The following is a 17,713-nucleotide window of genomic DNA, read 5'->3' as shown; positions in this document are numbered from 1 at the left end:
ACTTGCAGCGCTGACCCCATATCACCGGCAACACCGTGATATTAGCGACGTTCAAACTGGCCGTCTTAACGCGTCTCTGGCCGCGGCGAATAGCTCGAGCAGAGCCCCCGCCACCGCCCACGCGCCATGGCCTCAGACAGCGCCGCACTGGCAACTGCCGGAATAGGACTCAGCCATCACGCCCCCTCACCGCCCATGAGGTGGTGTCGTGATCGGGGTGCTGGTTGTTGCTCTCCTTGATCGCCGCGGCCCAGTCGGCACCGTTGTCTTCGGTCGCACCGGTATTTTCGATGCCCGTGATCGTATCGAACCATCCCACCATGTTCTCGGTGCAGGTATTGGCACGCGGCGAGAAGGCATGCGGATCGTCGAGCGAACCGATCATCAGGTTGGTGCGACCGTTTTCGAGGTGGTGGAAGAACAATGGGGTGCCGCAATTGGCGCAGAAGCCGCGCTCGACAAGCTCCGAGCTCTTCCAGACGCTCGGCTTACCGCGTGTCCAGCTGAGCGCATCATCGGGCGCGGCGACGAGCGCGGCAAAGACGTTGCCCGAGGCTTTCTGGCACATGCGGCAATGGCAGAGATGCGAATTGTCAAACATAGCGGTTGCGTGGTAGCGCACGGCACCGCACTGGCAGCCGCCGCTCACCTCCATCTCGATGCGTTTCATTTTTTCTCCTCGTTCAAGAGGCGGGTTTGGGCTTAATCTCTTTTAGGTTTTCGTCTTTTGATCGTCCAGCCTCCCGGAGCGGATCCAGTTCCGGTGTTCGTGGGCGTGGTTTGCCAGACCAGATGGACCCGACTTCTCGATCGTCTGCCCATAACTTCCGCTTCAACCGACGGTTAAGCGGTGGCAGAATCTCGCAGAGACTGTCGGCTGGGTCCGCAGCCGTGAAGTTCCGGCCGTTTTAAACCTCGAATACTTTCGACATCGGCGGCCTCCTTCTGACTTGCCTTGCTAGATCACCATTTCGCGCAAATCGCGGATAATTCCGCCGGGGCCGGCCTCGGCTGCAGCGTCTACGCCAATCTTCGTGAGCCAGCACCACATGCTGACCCGGTGGAAAAGAGTGTAGAGACGAAGCGCCCTTTCGGTGTCCGGGTGATCGACCGACCCGTAGCCTTCCAAGATGGGCTGATAGCTGCGCGGGTCTTCATGTGCAGAGCAGAAAAGGGCCTTGGCCAAGTCGAAGAGCTTGTCCGCAGCGCGTGCGTTTCCGAAATCGACAAGCCCGCTCAATTCAAGTCGGCCAGCCTTGTCACGTAACGCCAACACATTGGCCTGATGAAGATCGTCGTGGGCGAGGACTGCACTGTCGCTTGCGTCGAAAAGATCGAAGCTGCCCTTGGCCAATTGTTGCAAACGACGCGCCAGCTCGGGATCGCCGCCAAGCTCGCGAAACCGCCGAAACACATCGTCAAACGCTGCCGTCATGTAATCTGCGTTAGTGTGTACCGGTTCGTCGATGCCCTGGCCATGCACGTAGCCATACCCAGGCATCGGTACCGCATGAATGCGTCTTAGAAGCTCCCCCATCTGGCGATAGGCGCTTTTGATATCAGGCTCCGCCATCCAGTGACGAAGCGAGCGGCCGGGCAGATGAGTCAACAAGGAATAGCGTAGCGGCAGAAGGGACCGCGATTCATCGACGCGCAGCCAGGTGGGAACCGGCAGCCTCAATTCTTTGAGCCAGCCCGCTACGAGCGCCTCCTTAGACGGTCCCCACTCGGGCTTGTCCGGATAAATCTTGAGAACCAGCGACCCATAATCGGAATTCGCAAGATCGATCTTGTAGACCTCAGTGCTGCCGCCCTCCAGCCGGGAGAAACCGCTGACGGTGAGATCTGGCTCAATGTGCTGGATGAGCCGCGAAATCGTTTCAGCGTCCAGTTCTAAAGTCATCCTTCGTCTCGGTGCCATAGCTTGCGACCCTGTTGTCGCGCTTTCGCCTGACCGGATAAGCTCTCTGCATCTCACTATAATCACGGCGATTGCGCAATCCTGCGACCCGGAACGAAACGCCTCCCTTCCCACTGGTTACAGTATGAATGCGCAACAGGGCTCATCGCACTGCATTCAGCAGCCCGCTCTCGATGCTTAACCATCGGATCAGTTGAGGCGAAATACTCCTGTCAGGAACTTCTTCACCGTGGCTTGCGCTGCCTCGGTCGCAGCTTTGTCGTAGCCCACTGTTGAACCGAGTTCCACACAAGCATCATTGAAGGTGAAGGGTTTGCCAGTCTCGACATTGATTATCTTGCCGTCTTCCTCGCGGCGCTGACAATTGCGAGAGGATTGTGCGCTTTGGGCAACGGAAACAAACCGCGCATCGGGGTTATCGAACCCGTGGTGCGCGCCGGGATACTCGGTCATGACAGCGTCCTTTCCGGCGGCGTTGAGACGCGTGATGTAATCAAGGCACGACACAGCCAGCGTCGTGTCGTCCGCCGCGCCGTGGAATTCGCGGACTGGTGCGTCTGCAATGTCGAGCTCATCAATGAAGTGAAAGTTGCACGCAGGGTAGAACGAAAGATGTGCGGCAATTCGCGCCTTTGCTGACCCATGGAGAGCTTGGAAGCGCCGCATGCTGGTATAGAGCGCTGCGGTGCCGCCGCGCGAGAAGCCCATCACGGCGATGCGTGACGGATCGATCCGTGGGTGGGCCGCGAGCACGTCGACGGCGCGATAGGTGTCGTAGAATTGTGCGAAGGAGCTCAGCCGCGACTGATCTGTCTCGACCTGGTCTATGCCTCGTCCGCTGAAGCTATCAAGGCGGAACGTGGCGATGCCCATTCTGTTGAGAAATTCGCCCCATCGGACTGCTGGCGTGCTGTTGGCAGCACCATTGGAGCCATGGAGCAGAATGACGGCTGGCAGATGCTCATTCCAACTGGGAAATCTGAGCTGACCAGTCAGCGTCACAGCAACTCCGTTCGCCGTATTCCCCAGCAAGAACTGCTCGTCCGTCAGGGTGAGCGACGGCACTGTCAATGTCTCGTCTGAGGGAAATTTCGGCCGGACTTCCCCGGCGTATCCGTGCGCTGCGAACAGTGTCACGATGCACAGAGTGAGGGCGGCTCCAATGAAGCGTGCCATGTCAAGCACCTCCGACTGGCGCTCAACTTAGCACGTTACGCCGCCAAACCATATGACTCCCTCGACTTGAGTCGCATTTGCTCCAACGGCTGTTGCGCCTAGAGCGCCACGCCGGTGCCTCGGTCGAAGACGTGCACCTGATCACTCGTAATACTTGCCTCGAACACGGCGCCGTAACGGGCGGGATATTCGCCGTCGACGATGGCGGTCACCTGCTGGCCGGCAAGATCGAAGACGACATGGGTCTGGGCGCCTGTCGGTTCCACCAGCATCGTCCGGCCGGCGAGCGGCGTACCGGCGGCGACACCGGGAACGAGATGTTCGGGGCGCAGGCCGATGGTGACGGCCTGGCCGGCCTTGACCTTGCGGTCGGGTGCGATGCGGATTGCCGTGCCGTCCCCGAGACGGGCGGCTGGCTCACCGTTTTCGCCGTCGACCGTGCCTTCGAGCATGTTCATCGCCGGTGATCCGATGAAGGCGGCGACGAAGAGATTGGCGGGTTTCCTGTAAAGTTCGAGCGGCGTGCCCTCTTGCTCCACCCTGCCCTGATTGAGCACGACGATGCGGTCGGCGAGCGTCATCGCTTCGATCTGATCGTGGGTGACATAGATCGAGGTCGTCCTGACCTTCTGGTGCAGCGTCTTGATCTCCGAGCGCATCTGCACGCGAAGTTTCGCATCGAGGTTGGAGAGCGGCTCGTCGAACAGGAAGACGGCGGGATTGCGCACGACGGCGCGACCCATGGCGACGCGCTGGCGCTGGCCGCCGGAAAGCTGGGCCGGCTTGCGGTCGAGGAGGTTGGCGAGATCTAGCATGCGGGCGGCTTCGGCCACTCGGGCCTCGATCTGGGGTTTGGCAACGCCGGCGAGCTTCAGATTGAAGCCCATGTTTTCAGCGACGGTCATGTGCGGATAGAGCGCGTAGGATTGGAAGACCATGGCGATGTTGCGTTCGCGCGGCGTCATGGAATTGACGACCTTGCCGCCGATGGCGATCTCGCCATCGGTGATCTCCTCAAGGCCGGCGATCATTCTGAGCAGGGTCGATTTTCCGCAACCGGACGGCCCGACGAGGGCGACGAATTCGCCATCCTCAATATGAAGCGAGATGCCGTGGATGACATTGACGGCGCCATAGGTCTTGCTGATATCGGTGAGTTCAACGGATGCCATGATTGTACTCCAACGGTTCGGCTCAGGACTTCACGGCACCGGCGGTCAGACCGGCGATGATGTGTCTCTGGGCGACGAAAAAGACGATAATGGTGGGAAGGATGGTCAGCGTGATGAAGGCCAGCACCAGCTGCCACTCCGTGCCGTACTCGCCGCGATAGACCATGATGCCGAGCGGCCAGGGATATTTCGATTCCGAGTTCAGCATGATCAGCGGCAGGATGTAGCTGTTCCAGCTGCCGACGAAGGAGATGATGCTGACGGTGGCGACGATCGGGCGGGAAAGCGGCAGCGAGATATGCCAGAAGAAGCGGAGATAGCCGCAGCCATCGACAAAGGCCGCCTGAAACAATTCTTCCGGAAGATTGCGGAAGTAGTTTCGAAACAGCAGGATGCTCATGCCGAGGCCGAAGGCCACCTGCGGCAGCACCACGCCCCAATAGGTATCGAGCAGGCCGAGATCGCGGATGCGGATGAACAGCGGCAGGATTGCAGTCGCCGCCGGAAACATCAGGCCGAGCAGGAAATAATTGAGCAGGAACGACGATCCGAAAAACCGGACATGGGCAAAGGCGAAAGCCGCCATCGACGAGACGATCAGCGTCAGGAGAACGGTGAGCGACGCGATCACCAGCGAATTGCCGATCTGCAACCAGTAGCGTTCACCGAAAAGAATATCGGTATAGTTTGCCCATTGCCACTCCGTCGGCAGGCCGAAGGGATTGGTGCGCAGGTCGCCCAGCGTCTTGAAGCCGCCGAGCGCCGTCGTCAGCAACGGCACGAGCACGATCGCGGCAATCAGGCTCAGCGACACGTAGAGATAGACGCGTGTTGATGTGCTCATGCGGATGGAAGAGCTCATATCAGTCATGGCGCATGAATATCCTTTTGTAACCGAAGGCGAGCGTCACGCAGATGATGAAGAGCACGACGCCGACGGCACTGCCGAGGCCGACCTGCATGCGCATGACGCCATAGGTGTAGAGGAAGGTGACCATCGTCTGGGTGGAGTTGGACGGCCCGCCACCGGTCAGCGGCATGATCATGTCGAAGAGCTGCAGCGAGCCGACGACGGCAAAGAAGATAGAAAGACGCAAGGTCGAGCCGAGCAGCGGCAGCGTGACGTAACGGAACTTCTGCCAGCCGGTGGCGCCGTCGATTTCGGCCGCCTCCAGCACGCTCTTGTCGACCGATTGCAGGCCGGCGATGAACAGCATCATGTGGAAGCCGAAATATTTCCAGACGATCACCCCAAGCACGGCATAGATCGCCACGTCCTTGTCGGCGAGCACGTAAGGGTTGGCGAAGCCGAAGAAGTTGGAAACGGCGGCAAAAAGGCCATAGTCGCCATCATAGACGAAGCGCCAGATTAGGCCCGCGGCAACGTCCGCAAGGACATAGGGCAGGAAGAAGATCAGGCGGAAGCCGACGACGCCCGGAATGCGGTGCGCCAGCATGGTGGCCAGCCAGATGGCAAGCGGCACCTGGATGCAGATCGAGATCACGATGATCAGGCCATTATTGATCAGCGCCTGTGTGAAGGCCGCATTGCGGAACAGAACCTGAAAATTGCGCAGCGCAATGAACTCGGTCGGGGTGCCGTAACCGTTCCATTTGTAGAGGCTGTACCAAGCCGCCTCGCCCATCGGGATGATCACGAAGAGCGTGAACAGCAGGAGCGCGGGCGGCAGGAAGATCAACAGCACTGCCAGCCGGTCATGGGCGACCGAGCTCTTGCTGTTTGCGGCTCTTGTTGCCGGCCTTGCGGCGGTGGTTATCGATGGGACTGAAATATTGGCCATGGGTCCTGCTTTCGCATCTCGTCGGCAGCAATACTGGCGCTCCGAATTTTAACGGAGCGCCAGGAAGGGTCTGCAGGCGCTGGTTATTGTTCCAGTTCGAAAGCGTCCTGGATCATCTGGGCGCCGTCCTTGGAATTCATCTGCCCGGAGACGATTTCCACCGACACGTCGTTGACGACACGGCCGACCGCGGCACCGAGATCCTGGTCGAAATAGTTCTGATGCCAGGTCGAACCGGCCAGCTGTTTTGCCGATTCGGCAAGCAGCGGGTTGGTGACGCCGTCACCGGCGCCGACGGCAACGGGCAGAAGCATGCCGGCCTTGGCCATCGCCCGCTCATTGTCCGCATTGGTCAGGAAGGCGAGGAAATCGAGCGCCTCCTTGGATGCCTTCTTGGTAACGGCCCAACCGTTCAGACCGCCGAGCGTATCGGTCGGCTTGCCGGTGCCGCCATCGACCGCCGGGAAGGCGAAACGGCCGATATTTTCGGGTGCGAGACCCTTGCCGTCGCCGGCATTCTTGCGCTGGTTGGCCTCGGTATTTTCAAAGCCGAGGATGATCGCAGCCTTGCCGTCACCGAACACGCCAAGCGTCTGTGGCCAGCTCGCGCCGAGATAGCCAGGCTGGAAAGGTTCGAGCTTGCCGAGTTCGGCGAGGTCGTCGCCTGCCTTGATGACCGCCGGATCGAGGAAACCTTCGCCTTCGCCGGTCTTGGCCGCCTCGAAGACCTTCTGTCCGCCCTCGCGCATGACAAGATAGCTCCAGTAGAAATGGATGGGCCATTTCTCACCGCCGCCGCCTGCAATCGGCACGATGCCGGCGGCCTTGATCTTCTTCACGGTACTGAGAAAATCAGCCCAGTTCTTGATGTCCTCGGCCTTGACGCCGGCCTTGGCAAACAGCTCCTTGTTGTAGAAAAAGCTGACCAGACCGACCTTGTAGGGAATAGCCCAGGTCTTGCCCTCGAATGTCAGGCCGCTGACCGAAGCAGGGCTATAGGCGCTGCGCAGCTTGCCGCCATCGGCATCGAGGGCCGCCGTCACGTCCTGGAGCGCGCCGGTCTCGGACTGCTGCTTCAAGACGCCGCCGCCCCAGCTGTAAAAGAAATCCGGCACATCGTCGGACTGCAGCAGCGTGGGAAGCTTAGCCTTGAAGGCCTCGTTTTCGAGAAACTGCATCTGGATATCGACGTCGGGATGCTGGGCTTCGTATTTCTTGACGATGTCTTCCCAGGCCGCGACATATTTCGGGTCGAGCTCGAGATGCAGCCACTTGACCACCGTCGCCGCCGAAGCGGCACCTGCTCCGGCCAGCAACATGCCGGCAGCCGCGGCCATGGATGCGATGCGCCTGCTGCCAAAAGCGGCGCGATTGAAGCTAAAAGTCATGATTCTTCCTCCCAGGGGTCCTGTCCTCACAATTTTTCCCCTATGCGGATTAATTCAACGGAGCTTACGCATATTGTCAACCCAATGCCTCTATTTTTATCAAATGCGCTTGACAGGACCACTGAATTCCCTGCTATTTATTTCGTAACCCGTTAAAAATATTTGGGTTCCGCCCCAACGAAACGCTCGCCTGGCTAGTTCCCATGAAGACCGCAGATCCCGAATTAATGCGCGCGATCAATCGCTTGAACGTGCTCGATACCATCAGGCGCCATGGTCCGATCTCGCGGATAGAGATCAGCGAGCGTACCGAACTCTCCACCACGACCGTCTCGGCCATCACCGCCTCATTGCTCGACGACGGGCTGATCCTGCCGCGTCACGAAGGCGATATCCGCAATGAGGCCGTGCGCGGACGGCCGCGGGTCATGCTGGAGCTCAATCCCGATGCCGCCCGCGTGGTCGGCGCCAAGATCGCCGCCAACAGGATGGTCTTCGTCGTCACCAATTTCCGCGGCGATGTGCTGTCGAAGCTCGCCTTGCCGATCCGCATCGACCGGCAGCCGATCGGCGTCATCGCCGATCTGGTCGAGGACGGAGTCAGGCGCTGCGTCGTCGATGCCGGACTTTCGCTGGAGGATGTCGACAGCGTCTGCCTCGGCTTTCCCGGCGTCATCGAGCACCGCACCGGCTATATCAGGAGCAGCCCGATCTTTCGCGACACCAATGTCAATTTCGCCGCCGAGATGTCGACGCGGCTGGCAACGCCGACCATTGTCGAAAGCGACGCCCACGCCATCACGCTTGGCCATCACTGGTTCGGAAAGGCGCGCGATCTCGAAGATATGGTGCTGATTTCGCTGGAACAAACGCTGGGGCTCGGCGTCCTGCACGGCAACAGCCTGTTTCGTGGCGCCGGCGGCCTCAGCCACAATCTCGGCGACCTGGTGCTCGGCATGGGACCGAACGGCGTCGTCCGGCTTTTCAGCCAGGCCGGCGAAAGCGCGATCCTCGGTGAACAGCAGGCCGACGGGCGTTTTGCCGAAGCCATCCGCCTCGGCCGTGGCATGAACCATGCCCAGGCGCTAATCAAGGCCGATGACGACCGGCTGATCAGCGCCGCGATCCGCGCCGGCGAAGCGGTCGGTTTGACCATTGCCAATATCGTCACACTGTTTGCGCCGCCGCGGGTCATCCTGGTCGGGTCGAGCCTGGCGCTCGGCGAACCCTTTCTCAACAGCCTGCGCGATGCCTATACGCTCGCCATTCCGCCATCGCTGCGCGGCGTGAGCGAACTCGTCTTCGACGATTCGACCGATGATTTCTGGGCGCAGGGTGCGGCAGCGGTGGCGCTCTACGAGCTTTACGAATCGCCCTGGAGCACGACGGGGCCGGCGCTCTGACGGGCGGCACAATCAAAATCAATGGCACGATCAATGGAGGAATTCATGGACAAGGTCGGTATCGGCATCATCGGATGCGGCAATATTTCAGGCGCCTATCTCACGGCGATGGCATCCTTTCCCATCCTCGACATCCGCGGCGTCGCCGACCTCAACCGGGAGCTGGCGGAAGCAAAGGCTGCGGAATTCAACGTTCCCGTCAAGACCGTCGAGGAGCTTTTCGCCGATCCCAAGGTTGAAATCATCGTCAACCTGACGATCCCAAAGGCCCATGTCGCCGTGGCGCTGCAGGCGCTCGATGCCGGCAAGCATACCTATTCGGAAAAGCCGCTCGGGATTAATTTCGCGGAAGGGAAAAAATTGGCGGAAGCCGCCAAGGCGAGGAATCTCCGCATCGGCGCTGCCCCCGACACCTTCCTCGGCGGCGGCCACCAGACGGCGCGTGGCTTGATCGACCAAGGCGTCATCGGCCAGCCGGTCGGCGGCTCGGCAACCTTCATGTGCCCGGGCCATGAGCGCTGGCATCCGAACCCGGCCTTCTATTACGAAGTCGGCGGCGGGCCGATGCTCGATATGGGGCCTTACTACATCACCGATCTCGTCAATCTTCTCGGGCCGGTTGCGCAGGTTGCAGGCTTTGCGACGACGCCGCGGGCCGAGCGGCTGATCACCAGCGAACCGCGAAACGGCGAACGCATTCCCGTGCATGTGCCGACCCATGTCGCCGGCATGATGGCCTTTGCCAACGGCGCCGTCGTCCAGATCGCCATGAGCTTCGATGTAGCCGGCCACAAGCATGTGCCGCTGGAAGTCTACGGAACCGAGGGCACGCTGATCGTTCCCGATCCCAACAGGTTCGGCGGCCCGGTGGAATATCTGAAGAAGGGCGGTCCGTTCGAGGACCAGCCGGTCACAGCACCCTATGCCGACGGCAATTATCGCTCGCTCGGCGTTGCCGACATGGCGCATGCGATCCGCTCCAACCGGCCGCACCGCGCCAATGGCGATCTGGCGCTGCATGTGCTCGAAGTCATGGAAGCATTCCACACCGCCGCCGCGACCGGCCGGACGGTCGCGATCACCACGGCAACGGAGCGCCCTGCCCCGCTGTCCGATTCCATCGTCGACGGACGGTTGGCGAAATAAGTTTCAGGAGGAAAGACTATGCGTGAAGCACTGATCGTTTGGGGCGGCTGGAGCGGGCATGAGCCGCAGGAGTGCGCCGAAATCATCAAGACCATGCTCGAGGAGGACGGCTTCAAGGTCTATCTCGAGCACGGCACCGAGGCGCTTGCCGACCCTTCCGTTCATGATCTCAGCCTCGTCGTACCCATCATGACGATGTCGAAGATCGAGAAGGAGGAGGTCAAGAACCTCGCGACCGCGATCGAAAGCGGCGTCGGTATCGCCGGCTATCACGGCGGCGCGGGCGACGCCTTCCGCGACTCCGTCGACTATCAGTTCATCATCGGCGGCCAGTGGGTGGCTCACCCCGGCAACATCATCGACTATACCGTCAACATCACCCGTCCCGACGATCCGCTCATGGAGGGTATTGCCGATTTCCCATATACCTCAGAGCAATATTACATGCATGTCGACCCGTCGAACGAGGTTCTGGCGACGACCAAGTTCACCGGCGAACACGCCTACTGGATCGACGGCGTCGTCATGCCCGTCGTCTGGAAGCGGAAATACGGCAAGGGCCGCGTCTTCTATTCCTCGCTCGGCCATCAGGCCAAGGAATTCGACGTTCCCCAGATGAAGACCATCTTCCGCCGCGGCGCCAACTGGGCGGCGCGGTAAGGTGAGGCTGTCTGGTTCGTGCGGATCCAAGAAAGGCCCCTAAACTGCGGCCCGCGCCAGCGACGAAAGGCGAGCGCTTGCTCGCTGTAACCGTTCTACGGATTATTACGATGGAGGTTATCGCAAGCAGCGCGGCATCTTAGCCCCTCCCCCTTGTGGGGAGGGGTTCTGGCTGGTCTCAGCCGATGATCAATGCCGTCCCGTAGAGCCCCAGCGCAAAAATCGTATGGGCGAGAAGGTTGAAGCACCGGACCTTGTTCGGGGTCGGATGTTTGGAGGCGGCCCAGCCGATGCCGAGGCCGGGCTGCAACAGGAACCACCCTGCCCCGACGGTGACGATACCGAAGATCCAGGCGGGAAGAAATGTCGGGGCCGCCAGCCAGGCCGAGCCCATGATGATGGCGAAGATCACCCCATAGAGGATGCCGACGGCGTAGTGGCTGATCCAGCCGAGCGCCAGCTCATGGGCATAGGGCTCGGCGTCGGCGATGCTCTGGTGAAAAACCTTGCCGCGGCCGAGATGCCAGAACCAGCGACCCACAGGTGCCCAGTTTGGGGCCGCCTGGCCGAGCTGGGTGAGCACGATTGCCCAGAGGTCCATCAGGATTGTTGCGCCGGCGCCGAGCGCCAGACCACGCAATAGAATATCGAACATCGGGAATCACCGGAAAACGTTGCGAATGCAGGACGCTACCAAACCATTGCGGGCGCGCCTGCGCAAGGCTGCCACCAGTTCATCGCCTCAACTCCAGTTTTTCCCCGGAGGAGGGTCCCTGCCCTCGTCGGCGCTCGGTCATCCGCAAAGGCGTCAGTGCAGGCGTGAATTGACTGAAGGCACAAGGGGCTGCGGTATCGCTTTGTTCCATAGGACTTGCGCTCCCCTGAAATTTAGCCAAAATCCTGATCGTAATACCCAGGCTCCTGACAGCAATGCGGCGCGCCTGGAAGCTATTCATTTAATACATCAAGGATGATTGCAGATTGACAGTGGCGTGGCGGTCGTGATTGACCCGCCGAGACTGAACAATTCGAATTTATATCTATCTTCACGGCGTGGATGCGACATGACTTTCGTGGAATCGCAAGGGGACAGAAAGTATCGGACCAGCAAGCGAGTGGGCGGGCTCGTTGAATGCTCGTCGCTGCAGGTCGAGCTCAGGCGTTTCGATCCGGGCTGGCAAGTCGACCTTACACTCGAATGCACGGAAATAGCCGTCCTGCTCTCGGGTCAGTCGAAGATCAGGTGGACCGGTGACGGTCACAGGCAGGAGGCCATCGCTCGCCCCGGTGTCGCCTGGATATGTCCGGCGGGTGTCCATGAGAGCGATGTAGAAATCATCGGCACCATGCCCGAGTCCCTGCACATCTTCCTGCCGCCGTCGCTCGTCGGTGAGAGCGCGCTTTCGAACTTTGACATCGACCCGGCCAAGGTGCAGCTCGCCTATGCGGGCGGCGTCCCCGATCCCATGGTGCTGCATATCGGCCAACTCTTTCGCGGTTTGTTGAACAGAAGCCTGGAGCCGACCGATCGACTCTTCCTCGACGGCGTTCAGATGGCGCTGGTGGCGCACCTGCTCGGCACCTATTCGTCTGGTCGGTGGCATCCTGCCGTGCGGGTCCCGACCATCGATCCAAAAAGGCTGCAACGCGTCTTCGATTTCATCGAAGCCCGCATCGCCGCAGAGATCTCGCTGAATGACCTTGCTGCCGAGGCCTGCCTTAGCTCCTTTCATTTTGCCCGTATGTTTCGCAAGGCCACCGGCCTGACCCCGCATCGCTACGTCACCGAGCGACGGATCGAGGCGGCCAAGGAAAAGCTGCGGCTTGCGGGATCCTCGCTCGTGGAGATCGCGCTCGATACCGGCTTCGGCTCGCAGGCGAATTTCACGCGCGTCTTCCGCAAGATGACCGGCTTGACGCCCGGCCAATACCGCGCACTCGTCACCGGTTAGCGGTTTCCGCCTGTCGGACAGAGTTCGACGTTTGTGCACGCACGCCGGAGCGCAAGATTTGCGCATAGCGCAGCAAGAGCTGAAAATACTGCAAAACCATTTCCGGCCTACACCTGTCTCATCGAACGGGGAGCACTCATCCTCGAACGAAAAAGGAGGCAGGGAGATGATTACCATTGACGAAGCGCGCAAGATCATCGCCGCAGGCGAGGCGCGGGCTAAAGAAATCGGCGTGCCGGTCAATATCACGGTCCTGGACGCCGGAGCCCATCTCAAGGCGTTCAGCCGAATGGACGGCGCCGTGCTCGGCTCGATCGACCTTGCTATGGGCAAAGCCCGGACGGCCGTATTGTTTCAAACCACAAGCGAGGCCGTCTGGGAATATTGCAAGCCCGGCGCTCCCGCCCATGCCCTCGAATTATCCAACGGCGGCCTGGCTCCCTTTCCCGGTGGCATCTCGCTTTTTGCCCACGACGGCACGGTGATCGGCGCCGTTGGCGTTTCCGGCGGAGCGGTTCCGCAGGATCTGGAAATCGCGCAGGCAGCCGCTGCAGCCGTCGCGTGACGTGCCAACCCTTGCTTTTGACCAACCCTAAAGTATCGAAAGGAATGTCGCATGACCAAGACCATTTTGATCACTGGTGCAGGCTCCGGCTTCGGCAAGGCTGCCGCCATTGGCATGGCCAAGAAGGGCCACAGCATTATCGCAACCACACAGGTTTCGTCGCAGGTCACGCCGCTGCGTGAGGAGGTCTCCGCCCTCGGACTGAAGAACGTTCGAGTCGAGCGTCTCGACCTCACCGACGCCTATGACATCAAGCAGGCGCAGGGCTGGGACTTTGACGTGCTCTGGAACAATGCCGGCATGGGCGAAGCCGGTCCGGTTTGGGAAATCCCGATCGAGCTCGTTCGCAAGAACTACGAAGTCAATGTCTTCCTGCCGCTGGTGCTGACCCAGGGCGTCGTCCAGAAATGGGTGCGCGAACGCAAGAAGGGCAAGGTTGTTTTTACGTCCTCTATGGGCGGCCTCTTCACTCCGGCCAACTGGGGCACCTATGTCTCCACCAAGCACGCTTTGGAATCGATCGCCGAAGCGCTGCAGCAGGAACTCGCCCCGTACGGCATCAAGATCCAGACGATCAATCCGGGCGCCTACTACACCGGCTACAATGAGACCATGGCCGACAATCCGTTCCGCTGGCTGGACGACAGCAAGAACTTCACCAAGCGCGCAGATCTGCGCAAGGGCTTCGACGATTTCTTCGCCACCCCCGAAGGTAAGATGGACCCGAAGGAAATGATCGACCGTATGATCGACGTCGTCCCGGCCGACACCGGCAGGTTCCGCAACGTGGTTCCGAAGGTCGTCGAGGACATGCTTAAGGAGCATCAGCTGAAAGCCTGGGAAAACCAGATCTAAGCAGAATTTTTGGCGGCGAGCTCTGCAAGTGACACCCGGCCAGCGGTGTCGCGCCACCAAACCGATCCTTGGAGGAAACCATGTCCATCATCGCAACCGCAACTGTCCGCAGCCCGGCACCCTTTGTCCGCCGCATCTTCAACGCTGCCCTCGGCATCGCCGCCACCATACTGGCTCTGGGTGGGATGGAAGTGCGTGCCGCACCGCACGCGCTGACCGAAACCGAGCGCCGCAACAAAGCAGCCGTCGAGGCTGGATTCGAAGCTTGGGCGGCCGGCACAGGCAGTCCTTATGACCTCCTCGCTGACGACGCCCGCTGGACGATCGAGGGCTATTCGCTGGCATCGAAGACCTATCCCAGTCGCGAGGCATTCTTGCGCGAGGTGATCCGCCCGTTTAACGCCCGCATGAAGGCGCCGCTGAAGCCCGCGATCCGCAACGTCTATGTTGACGGCGACACTGTGATCGTCTTTTTCGACGCCCGCGGCATCGCTCGCGACGGGGAGCCCTACGCCAACACCTATGCCTGGTTTCTCGACATGCGCGACGGCCGTATCGTCCGCGCCTCGGCCTTCTTCGATTCGGTCGTGTTCAACGCTTTCTGGACCCGCGTGACGCCGGCCGACTAGCCAGAACCAAACTTGCCGTTCCAAAGTCACGGCGCGGACATGCTGATGCCACAAGCCGGCTTCCCAGGATGGAGGGCAGATCAGGGTGGCAGGTGGCTGACACCTGTTCCAGTTCCGTCATTTAACCGGCTCGACATCCTTGGCGAAGGTCGGCCGTTCAAAGGGCATCCCGCTCGTATCGCGGCGCCCATCCGCGGGCCATCCCGCGGCTCATCACGCTTTCCGCCAGCGCCAGTTGCTGGCGGAGATGTTTGCAGTCATCGAGCAGCGAGCGTATCGCCGCCTTGGCATTGTCGTCATGCCAGGCAAGCACGGCTTCGACTTCCCAGGCTTGATCGGGCCAAGCTTGTTCGAGCCCGGCTTGTTCGGGGCGTGCCCGATGGGGTTCCAAGGCTTTTGTCGGCTGCATCAGTTCAGCGCCAACGGCAATTGAACCGGGCGCGGCAATGGCGGCATCGGCCGGCTGAGTTCGACCTTCCTCTGCCAGGCGGCACGCCGCTGTTGATCCCGCTCGCGGGCTGCGCGGGACGCTTCGACAAGCGCGAGGGCGTTGGCGATCACCTGTTCCGTATGCGTCATGATCATCTCCAATGTTCCTGTTTTGTTCTAAGTTAGAACTTCGGCAGGAAAAGTCAAGCGTCGGGTCGATATGGCTTTGAGGAATAGGTGTGGAAGCGCCGGAGAGTATTTAGTCCGCTGCTTCTATGACGGCAATGCCCGCCTCCTGTGCCGCCCTGATGAAGGCCGCCCGCACGTGTTCCGGTGGGAGATCGCCAATAATCGCATCCAGGCACGACTTGACGGCCTCGAAATATTCTTCGCCGTCGTCTACCGGCCAATCGCGCAGGAGCGTTCGCGCGGCGTCCCACACAGAGTTAATAACAGCATAATGCCCGAGCCCCATTGAGGCCAAGCCAACCGGTCGAAAATGTGCCGTCTGTTTCACTTTGCTACAGCTTTTCCCAATTTCGGTGGAGCTCATCGGTACGATGCAATTTGCGTGCCGTTGGTAGGCCGCGTCACCAGCCGAAGTGCGGCTTCACGGGATTTGATCTTGGTCAGCGATGCTCGCAGTGTAGACGTTTCTCTTCGTCCCCTCCAGATCCCTGCAGCCGGCCCGGTTTGAGAACACGGAGCTTGAACTGGGGCCCTCCGATCAGTCTTTAAGCGAGCGATTATGGTAAATATCGGGCTCCCAGTCCCGCGCCTGCTGATTACGTCTCAGTCTTTCCTTTTATACTCTATAAGAATTACAGCAACTCATATGCTTTGCCCGACGCCGGACGCTCTCTAATCATTAATGGATTGTACCAGAGGTGGACGGAGTTTCATCCGGGTCGTACAATCCAAATCTATCTGCACGCGGATCTGGGAGGAGCGCGATGCCTATTTTCATGGACCGGCACTTTCTTGAAGGAACCACAGCTGCCGACGTTGCCCGGGCGCATCGCATGGATCTCGATATTCAGGACAAGTATGGCGTCAAGTTCCTGACCTACTGGTTCGATCAGCGGCGCGGGACCGCCTTTTGCCTCGTGGATGCGCCGGATGCGGAGACTGCGCAATGTGTGCATCGCGAGGCCCATGGCTTCGTCGCCGGCGAGATCGTCGAGGTTGCCTTGTCGGCGGTCGAGGCTTTTCTTGGCCGAATTCATGACCCTGAGCCGGCCCCTGGCCAGTCGTCCAGCGACGTCGATCCCGGTCACCGGGCAATCCTCTTTACCGACATCGTCGGATCGACAGCAATGACATCGCGCCTCGGCGACCGCATTGCGACCGAAATGGTCAGAGCCCATGACGCTATCGTGCGCAGATGCCTCAGCCAGAATTCAGGCCGAGAAGTGAAACACACCGGCGACGGCATCATGGCGGCCTTCGCCGCGACAACGGCAGCGGTCGCATGCGCCATGGCGATCCAGCGGGAATTCGAGCGTTACAACGGCGGAAACACCGAGCCTATCCATATCCGCATCGGAGTGGATTGCGGCGAGCCGGTCGAGGACAGCAACGACCTCTTCGGCTCGACCGTGCAACTTGCCGCGCGTCTCTGCGCGGCAGCCTCCAGCGACCAGATCCTCGTCTCGGAGAATATCTTTCGGGAATATGGCGCCGCCGATCTCTTCGCTCACGCGACGCGCCGACGGTTCAAGGGATTTTCGAAGCCTATGCTGGTCTTTCGATGCGACTGGGCGAGTGCGGGCGTAAACTAATATCTGCTGGATCCGACATCCAAATAGCGGCTGCCTCTTGGCAGGGCTTGCCGCGGCGTTTTGTGGCCAAGAAATAGGCGATCATCCGATCAGATATCGAAACCAGAACGCGCCGCAACTGATGTCACGGCGCGCCCTCGCCTGCCATGCAGGCGGCCCCCCAACAGCCATATCTGATTAAGCATTACCAATTTGATGATTCATCAGTCCGTCGAACCTGGGACCACCCTCGACCTTGGCAAGCACGCCCGACATCTTCAGAAAGCGCCGGAAATTCTCGCGCGCAGCGCTCAGCGGGAAACGCCCGTTGGCCGTATCTCTGCACGCCTTCAACAGCGTTTCATATGCCAAACCCCGTTTGTCCTCCGGCCACCCGTCCAGAACATCGAAGATTTCATCGAGGCACGTGACCTCATCGATGAAATGTTGACGATGAAGCAGAATCGGATCAAACCGAGTTGACGACATAGTATCCTCCCATTTATATTACTTTTTTATGGTGTAATTTTACTCAAAAACCGCAATCTGTTCAAGTCGAAATCGCGCCAGCTTGACTATTAACGTCGCGAAACTACTTCCATAGCGACGGAATAGCCCGATCAGCTTAGACTTACGTGAATTTAATCATCGGCAGGCCACGACGCATCACGATTATAGATTGATTGATCAATCGCGCGAATGTTTCGGTTCAGGTGAGCGTGATCTAGCGGGCCAGAAGTTTTCGTATAGGCTCGCGTTGGCATGGTAGATTGCGACCATGACAAGCTTGTGAGGAGACGTTCAGATGAACCGATTTTTTCCATTGGTAGCGGCGGTGCTGATCGGTGTGTCCGC

20 protein-coding genes are annotated in these 17,713 nt (G+C 60.0%); 8 read left to right on the top strand and 12 right to left on the bottom strand.

All coding sequences use genetic code 11. The features are described from left to right. Positions 1-169: 169 nt before the first annotated feature. The 7 genes from RlegSU303_RS10365 to RlegSU303_RS10335 form a co-directional block, all read right to left on the bottom strand. Complete coding sequence (locus tag RlegSU303_RS10365) at positions 170-670, bottom strand: GFA family protein (protein ID WP_231283793.1); 501 nt, start codon at positions 668-670, stop codon at positions 170-172. Between the two features lie 288 nt (positions 671-958). Next, positions 959-1,903, bottom strand: a complete 945-nt coding sequence (locus RlegSU303_RS10360) for a phosphotransferase family protein (protein ID WP_231283792.1) — start codon at positions 1,901-1,903, stop codon at positions 959-961. Between the two features lie 207 nt (positions 1,904-2,110). Then, positions 2,111-3,097 (bottom strand): dienelactone hydrolase family protein, encoded by a 987-nt coding sequence (locus RlegSU303_RS10355; RefSeq protein WP_017960378.1) that lies wholly within the window; start codon positions 3,095-3,097, stop codon positions 2,111-2,113. A gap of 98 nt (positions 3,098-3,195) precedes the next feature. Further along, positions 3,196-4,269 carry an ABC transporter ATP-binding protein gene (locus RlegSU303_RS10350; protein ID WP_094086027.1) on the bottom strand — a complete coding sequence of 358 codons (1,074 nt, stop codon included), beginning with the start codon at positions 4,267-4,269 and terminating at the stop codon, positions 3,196-3,198. 22 nt (positions 4,270-4,291) lie between these two features. Next, on the bottom strand, positions 4,292-5,140 hold the full coding sequence (locus RlegSU303_RS10345) for a carbohydrate ABC transporter permease (protein WP_003539503.1): 849 nt from the start codon (positions 5,138-5,140) through the stop codon (positions 4,292-4,294). Further along, positions 5,133-6,071: a carbohydrate ABC transporter permease gene (locus tag RlegSU303_RS10340; RefSeq protein WP_168280295.1), complete on the bottom strand. Its 939-nt coding sequence runs from the start codon at positions 6,069-6,071 to the stop codon at positions 5,133-5,135. The genes RlegSU303_RS10345 and RlegSU303_RS10340 overlap by 8 nt, the downstream gene beginning before the upstream one ends. 83 nt (positions 6,072-6,154) lie before the next feature. Beyond that, a complete protein-coding gene (locus RlegSU303_RS10335; protein ID WP_131622619.1) occupies positions 6,155-7,459 on the bottom strand; it encodes an ABC transporter substrate-binding protein in 1,305 nt (434 codons plus the stop codon). A 203-nt stretch (positions 7,460-7,662) separates the two neighbouring features. Here RlegSU303_RS10335 and RlegSU303_RS10330 point away from each other — a divergent pair, with 203 nt between their 5' ends. From RlegSU303_RS10330 to RlegSU303_RS10320, 3 genes are read left to right on the top strand one after another with little or no spacing between them, the layout of a single operon-like run. Then, complete coding sequence (locus RlegSU303_RS10330; protein WP_027665904.1) at positions 7,663-8,862, top strand: ROK family transcriptional regulator; 1,200 nt, start codon at positions 7,663-7,665, stop codon at positions 8,860-8,862. A 45-nt stretch (positions 8,863-8,907) separates the two neighbouring features. Further along, positions 8,908-10,008: a Gfo/Idh/MocA family protein gene (locus RlegSU303_RS10325; protein WP_131630420.1), complete on the top strand. Its 1,101-nt coding sequence runs from the start codon at positions 8,908-8,910 to the stop codon at positions 10,006-10,008. A gap of 18 nt (positions 10,009-10,026) precedes the next feature. Then, on the top strand, positions 10,027-10,668 hold the full coding sequence (locus RlegSU303_RS10320) for a ThuA domain-containing protein (RefSeq protein WP_003539493.1): 642 nt from the start codon (positions 10,027-10,029) through the stop codon (positions 10,666-10,668). Positions 10,669-10,846: 178 nt separating this feature from the next. On the opposite strand, the gene RlegSU303_RS10315 is transcribed toward RlegSU303_RS10320, so the two are convergent. Then, positions 10,847-11,323: a DUF2938 domain-containing protein gene (locus tag RlegSU303_RS10315; protein WP_168280296.1), complete on the bottom strand. Its 477-nt coding sequence runs from the start codon at positions 11,321-11,323 to the stop codon at positions 10,847-10,849. Between the two features lie 409 nt (positions 11,324-11,732). On the opposite strand from RlegSU303_RS10315, the gene RlegSU303_RS10310 reads away from it, so the two are divergent. From RlegSU303_RS10310 to RlegSU303_RS10295, 4 genes are all read left to right on the top strand, one after another. Next, entirely contained in the window at positions 11,733-12,620 is an 888-nt protein-coding gene (locus RlegSU303_RS10310; RefSeq protein WP_026158679.1) for an AraC family transcriptional regulator, read from the top strand. Positions 12,621-12,786: 166 nt separating this feature from the next. Continuing rightward, entirely contained in the window at positions 12,787-13,185 is a 399-nt protein-coding gene (locus tag RlegSU303_RS10305; protein ID WP_017960369.1) for a GlcG/HbpS family heme-binding protein, read from the top strand. A gap of 51 nt (positions 13,186-13,236) precedes the next feature. Next, entirely contained in the window at positions 13,237-14,040 is an 804-nt protein-coding gene (locus tag RlegSU303_RS10300; protein ID WP_017960368.1) for an SDR family oxidoreductase, read from the top strand. Positions 14,041-14,120: 80 nt separating this feature from the next. Next, positions 14,121-14,669: a nuclear transport factor 2 family protein gene (locus tag RlegSU303_RS10295; RefSeq protein WP_017960367.1), complete on the top strand. Its 549-nt coding sequence runs from the start codon at positions 14,121-14,123 to the stop codon at positions 14,667-14,669. 157 nt (positions 14,670-14,826) lie between these two features. Here the strand turns inward: RlegSU303_RS10295 and RlegSU303_RS10290 are convergent, their stop codons facing one another. The 3 genes from RlegSU303_RS10290 to RlegSU303_RS10280 all read right to left on the bottom strand — a co-directional run bounded on the left by RlegSU303_RS10290 (position 14,827) and on the right by RlegSU303_RS10280 (position 15,615). After that, positions 14,827-15,078 carry a hypothetical protein gene (locus RlegSU303_RS10290; RefSeq protein ID WP_231283791.1) on the bottom strand — a complete coding sequence of 84 codons (252 nt, stop codon included), beginning with the start codon at positions 15,076-15,078 and terminating at the stop codon, positions 14,827-14,829. Next, on the bottom strand, positions 15,078-15,248 hold the full coding sequence (locus RlegSU303_RS10285) for a hypothetical protein (RefSeq protein ID WP_231283857.1): 171 nt from the start codon (positions 15,246-15,248) through the stop codon (positions 15,078-15,080). Before RlegSU303_RS10285 ends, RlegSU303_RS10290 begins: the two co-directional genes overlap by 1 nt. 109 nt (positions 15,249-15,357) lie before the next feature. Beyond that, positions 15,358-15,615: a DUF982 domain-containing protein gene (locus RlegSU303_RS10280; RefSeq protein WP_003539480.1), complete on the bottom strand. Its 258-nt coding sequence runs from the start codon at positions 15,613-15,615 to the stop codon at positions 15,358-15,360. A gap of 436 nt (positions 15,616-16,051) precedes the next feature. Between RlegSU303_RS10280 and RlegSU303_RS10275 the strand changes: the two genes are divergently transcribed. Next, positions 16,052-16,879: a nickel-binding protein gene (locus tag RlegSU303_RS10275; protein ID WP_026158676.1), complete on the top strand. Its 828-nt coding sequence runs from the start codon at positions 16,052-16,054 to the stop codon at positions 16,877-16,879. A 177-nt stretch (positions 16,880-17,056) separates the two neighbouring features. Here the strand turns inward: RlegSU303_RS10275 and RlegSU303_RS10270 are convergent, their stop codons facing one another. Further along, entirely contained in the window at positions 17,057-17,347 is a 291-nt protein-coding gene (locus RlegSU303_RS10270; RefSeq protein ID WP_017960359.1) for a DUF982 domain-containing protein, read from the bottom strand. Positions 17,348-17,713: the final 366 nt, after the last annotated feature.

Origin of the sequence: Rhizobium sp. SU303 (assembly GCF_021052345.1) — a bacterium.
GTDB lineage: Bacteria > Pseudomonadota > Alphaproteobacteria > Rhizobiales > Rhizobiaceae > Rhizobium > Rhizobium laguerreae.
This window is presented reverse-complemented; position numbering and strand designations above follow the sequence as displayed.

Bases quoted from the DNA above. Each gene is read 5' to 3' on its own strand.
- RlegSU303_RS10365 (WP_231283793.1), bottom strand. From the start codon at position 670: ATGAAACGCATCGAGATGGAGGTGAGCGGCGGCTGCCAGTGCGGTGCC.
- RlegSU303_RS10360 (WP_231283792.1), bottom strand. From the start codon at position 1,903: ATGACTTTAGAACTGGACGCTGAAACGATTTCGCGGCTCATCCAGCAC.
- RlegSU303_RS10355 (WP_017960378.1), bottom strand. From the start codon at position 3,097: ATGGCACGCTTCATTGGAGCCGCCCTCACTCTGTGCATCGTGACACTG.
- RlegSU303_RS10350 (WP_094086027.1), bottom strand. From the start codon at position 4,269: ATGGCATCCGTTGAACTCACCGATATCAGCAAGACCTATGGCGCCGTC.
- RlegSU303_RS10345 (WP_003539503.1), bottom strand. From the start codon at position 5,140: ATGACTGATATGAGCTCTTCCATCCGCATGAGCACATCAACACGCGTC.
- RlegSU303_RS10340 (WP_168280295.1), bottom strand. From the start codon at position 6,071: ATGGCCAATATTTCAGTCCCATCGATAACCACCGCCGCAAGGCCGGCA.
- RlegSU303_RS10335 (WP_131622619.1), bottom strand. From the start codon at position 7,459: ATGACTTTTAGCTTCAATCGCGCCGCTTTTGGCAGCAGGCGCATCGCA.
- RlegSU303_RS10330 (WP_027665904.1), top strand. From the start codon at position 7,663: ATGAAGACCGCAGATCCCGAATTAATGCGCGCGATCAATCGCTTGAAC.
- RlegSU303_RS10325 (WP_131630420.1), top strand. From the start codon at position 8,908: ATGGACAAGGTCGGTATCGGCATCATCGGATGCGGCAATATTTCAGGC.
- RlegSU303_RS10320 (WP_003539493.1), top strand. From the start codon at position 10,027: ATGCGTGAAGCACTGATCGTTTGGGGCGGCTGGAGCGGGCATGAGCCG.
- RlegSU303_RS10315 (WP_168280296.1), bottom strand. From the start codon at position 11,323: ATGTTCGATATTCTATTGCGTGGTCTGGCGCTCGGCGCCGGCGCAACA.
- RlegSU303_RS10310 (WP_026158679.1), top strand. From the start codon at position 11,733: ATGACTTTCGTGGAATCGCAAGGGGACAGAAAGTATCGGACCAGCAAG.
- RlegSU303_RS10305 (WP_017960369.1), top strand. From the start codon at position 12,787: ATGATTACCATTGACGAAGCGCGCAAGATCATCGCCGCAGGCGAGGCG.
- RlegSU303_RS10300 (WP_017960368.1), top strand. From the start codon at position 13,237: ATGACCAAGACCATTTTGATCACTGGTGCAGGCTCCGGCTTCGGCAAG.
- RlegSU303_RS10295 (WP_017960367.1), top strand. From the start codon at position 14,121: ATGTCCATCATCGCAACCGCAACTGTCCGCAGCCCGGCACCCTTTGTC.
- RlegSU303_RS10290 (WP_231283791.1), bottom strand. From the start codon at position 15,078: ATGCAGCCGACAAAAGCCTTGGAACCCCATCGGGCACGCCCCGAACAA.
- RlegSU303_RS10285 (WP_231283857.1), bottom strand. From the start codon at position 15,248: ATGACGCATACGGAACAGGTGATCGCCAACGCCCTCGCGCTTGTCGAA.
- RlegSU303_RS10275 (WP_026158676.1), top strand. From the start codon at position 16,052: ATGCCTATTTTCATGGACCGGCACTTTCTTGAAGGAACCACAGCTGCC.
- RlegSU303_RS10270 (WP_017960359.1), bottom strand. From the start codon at position 17,347: ATGTCGTCAACTCGGTTTGATCCGATTCTGCTTCATCGTCAACATTTC.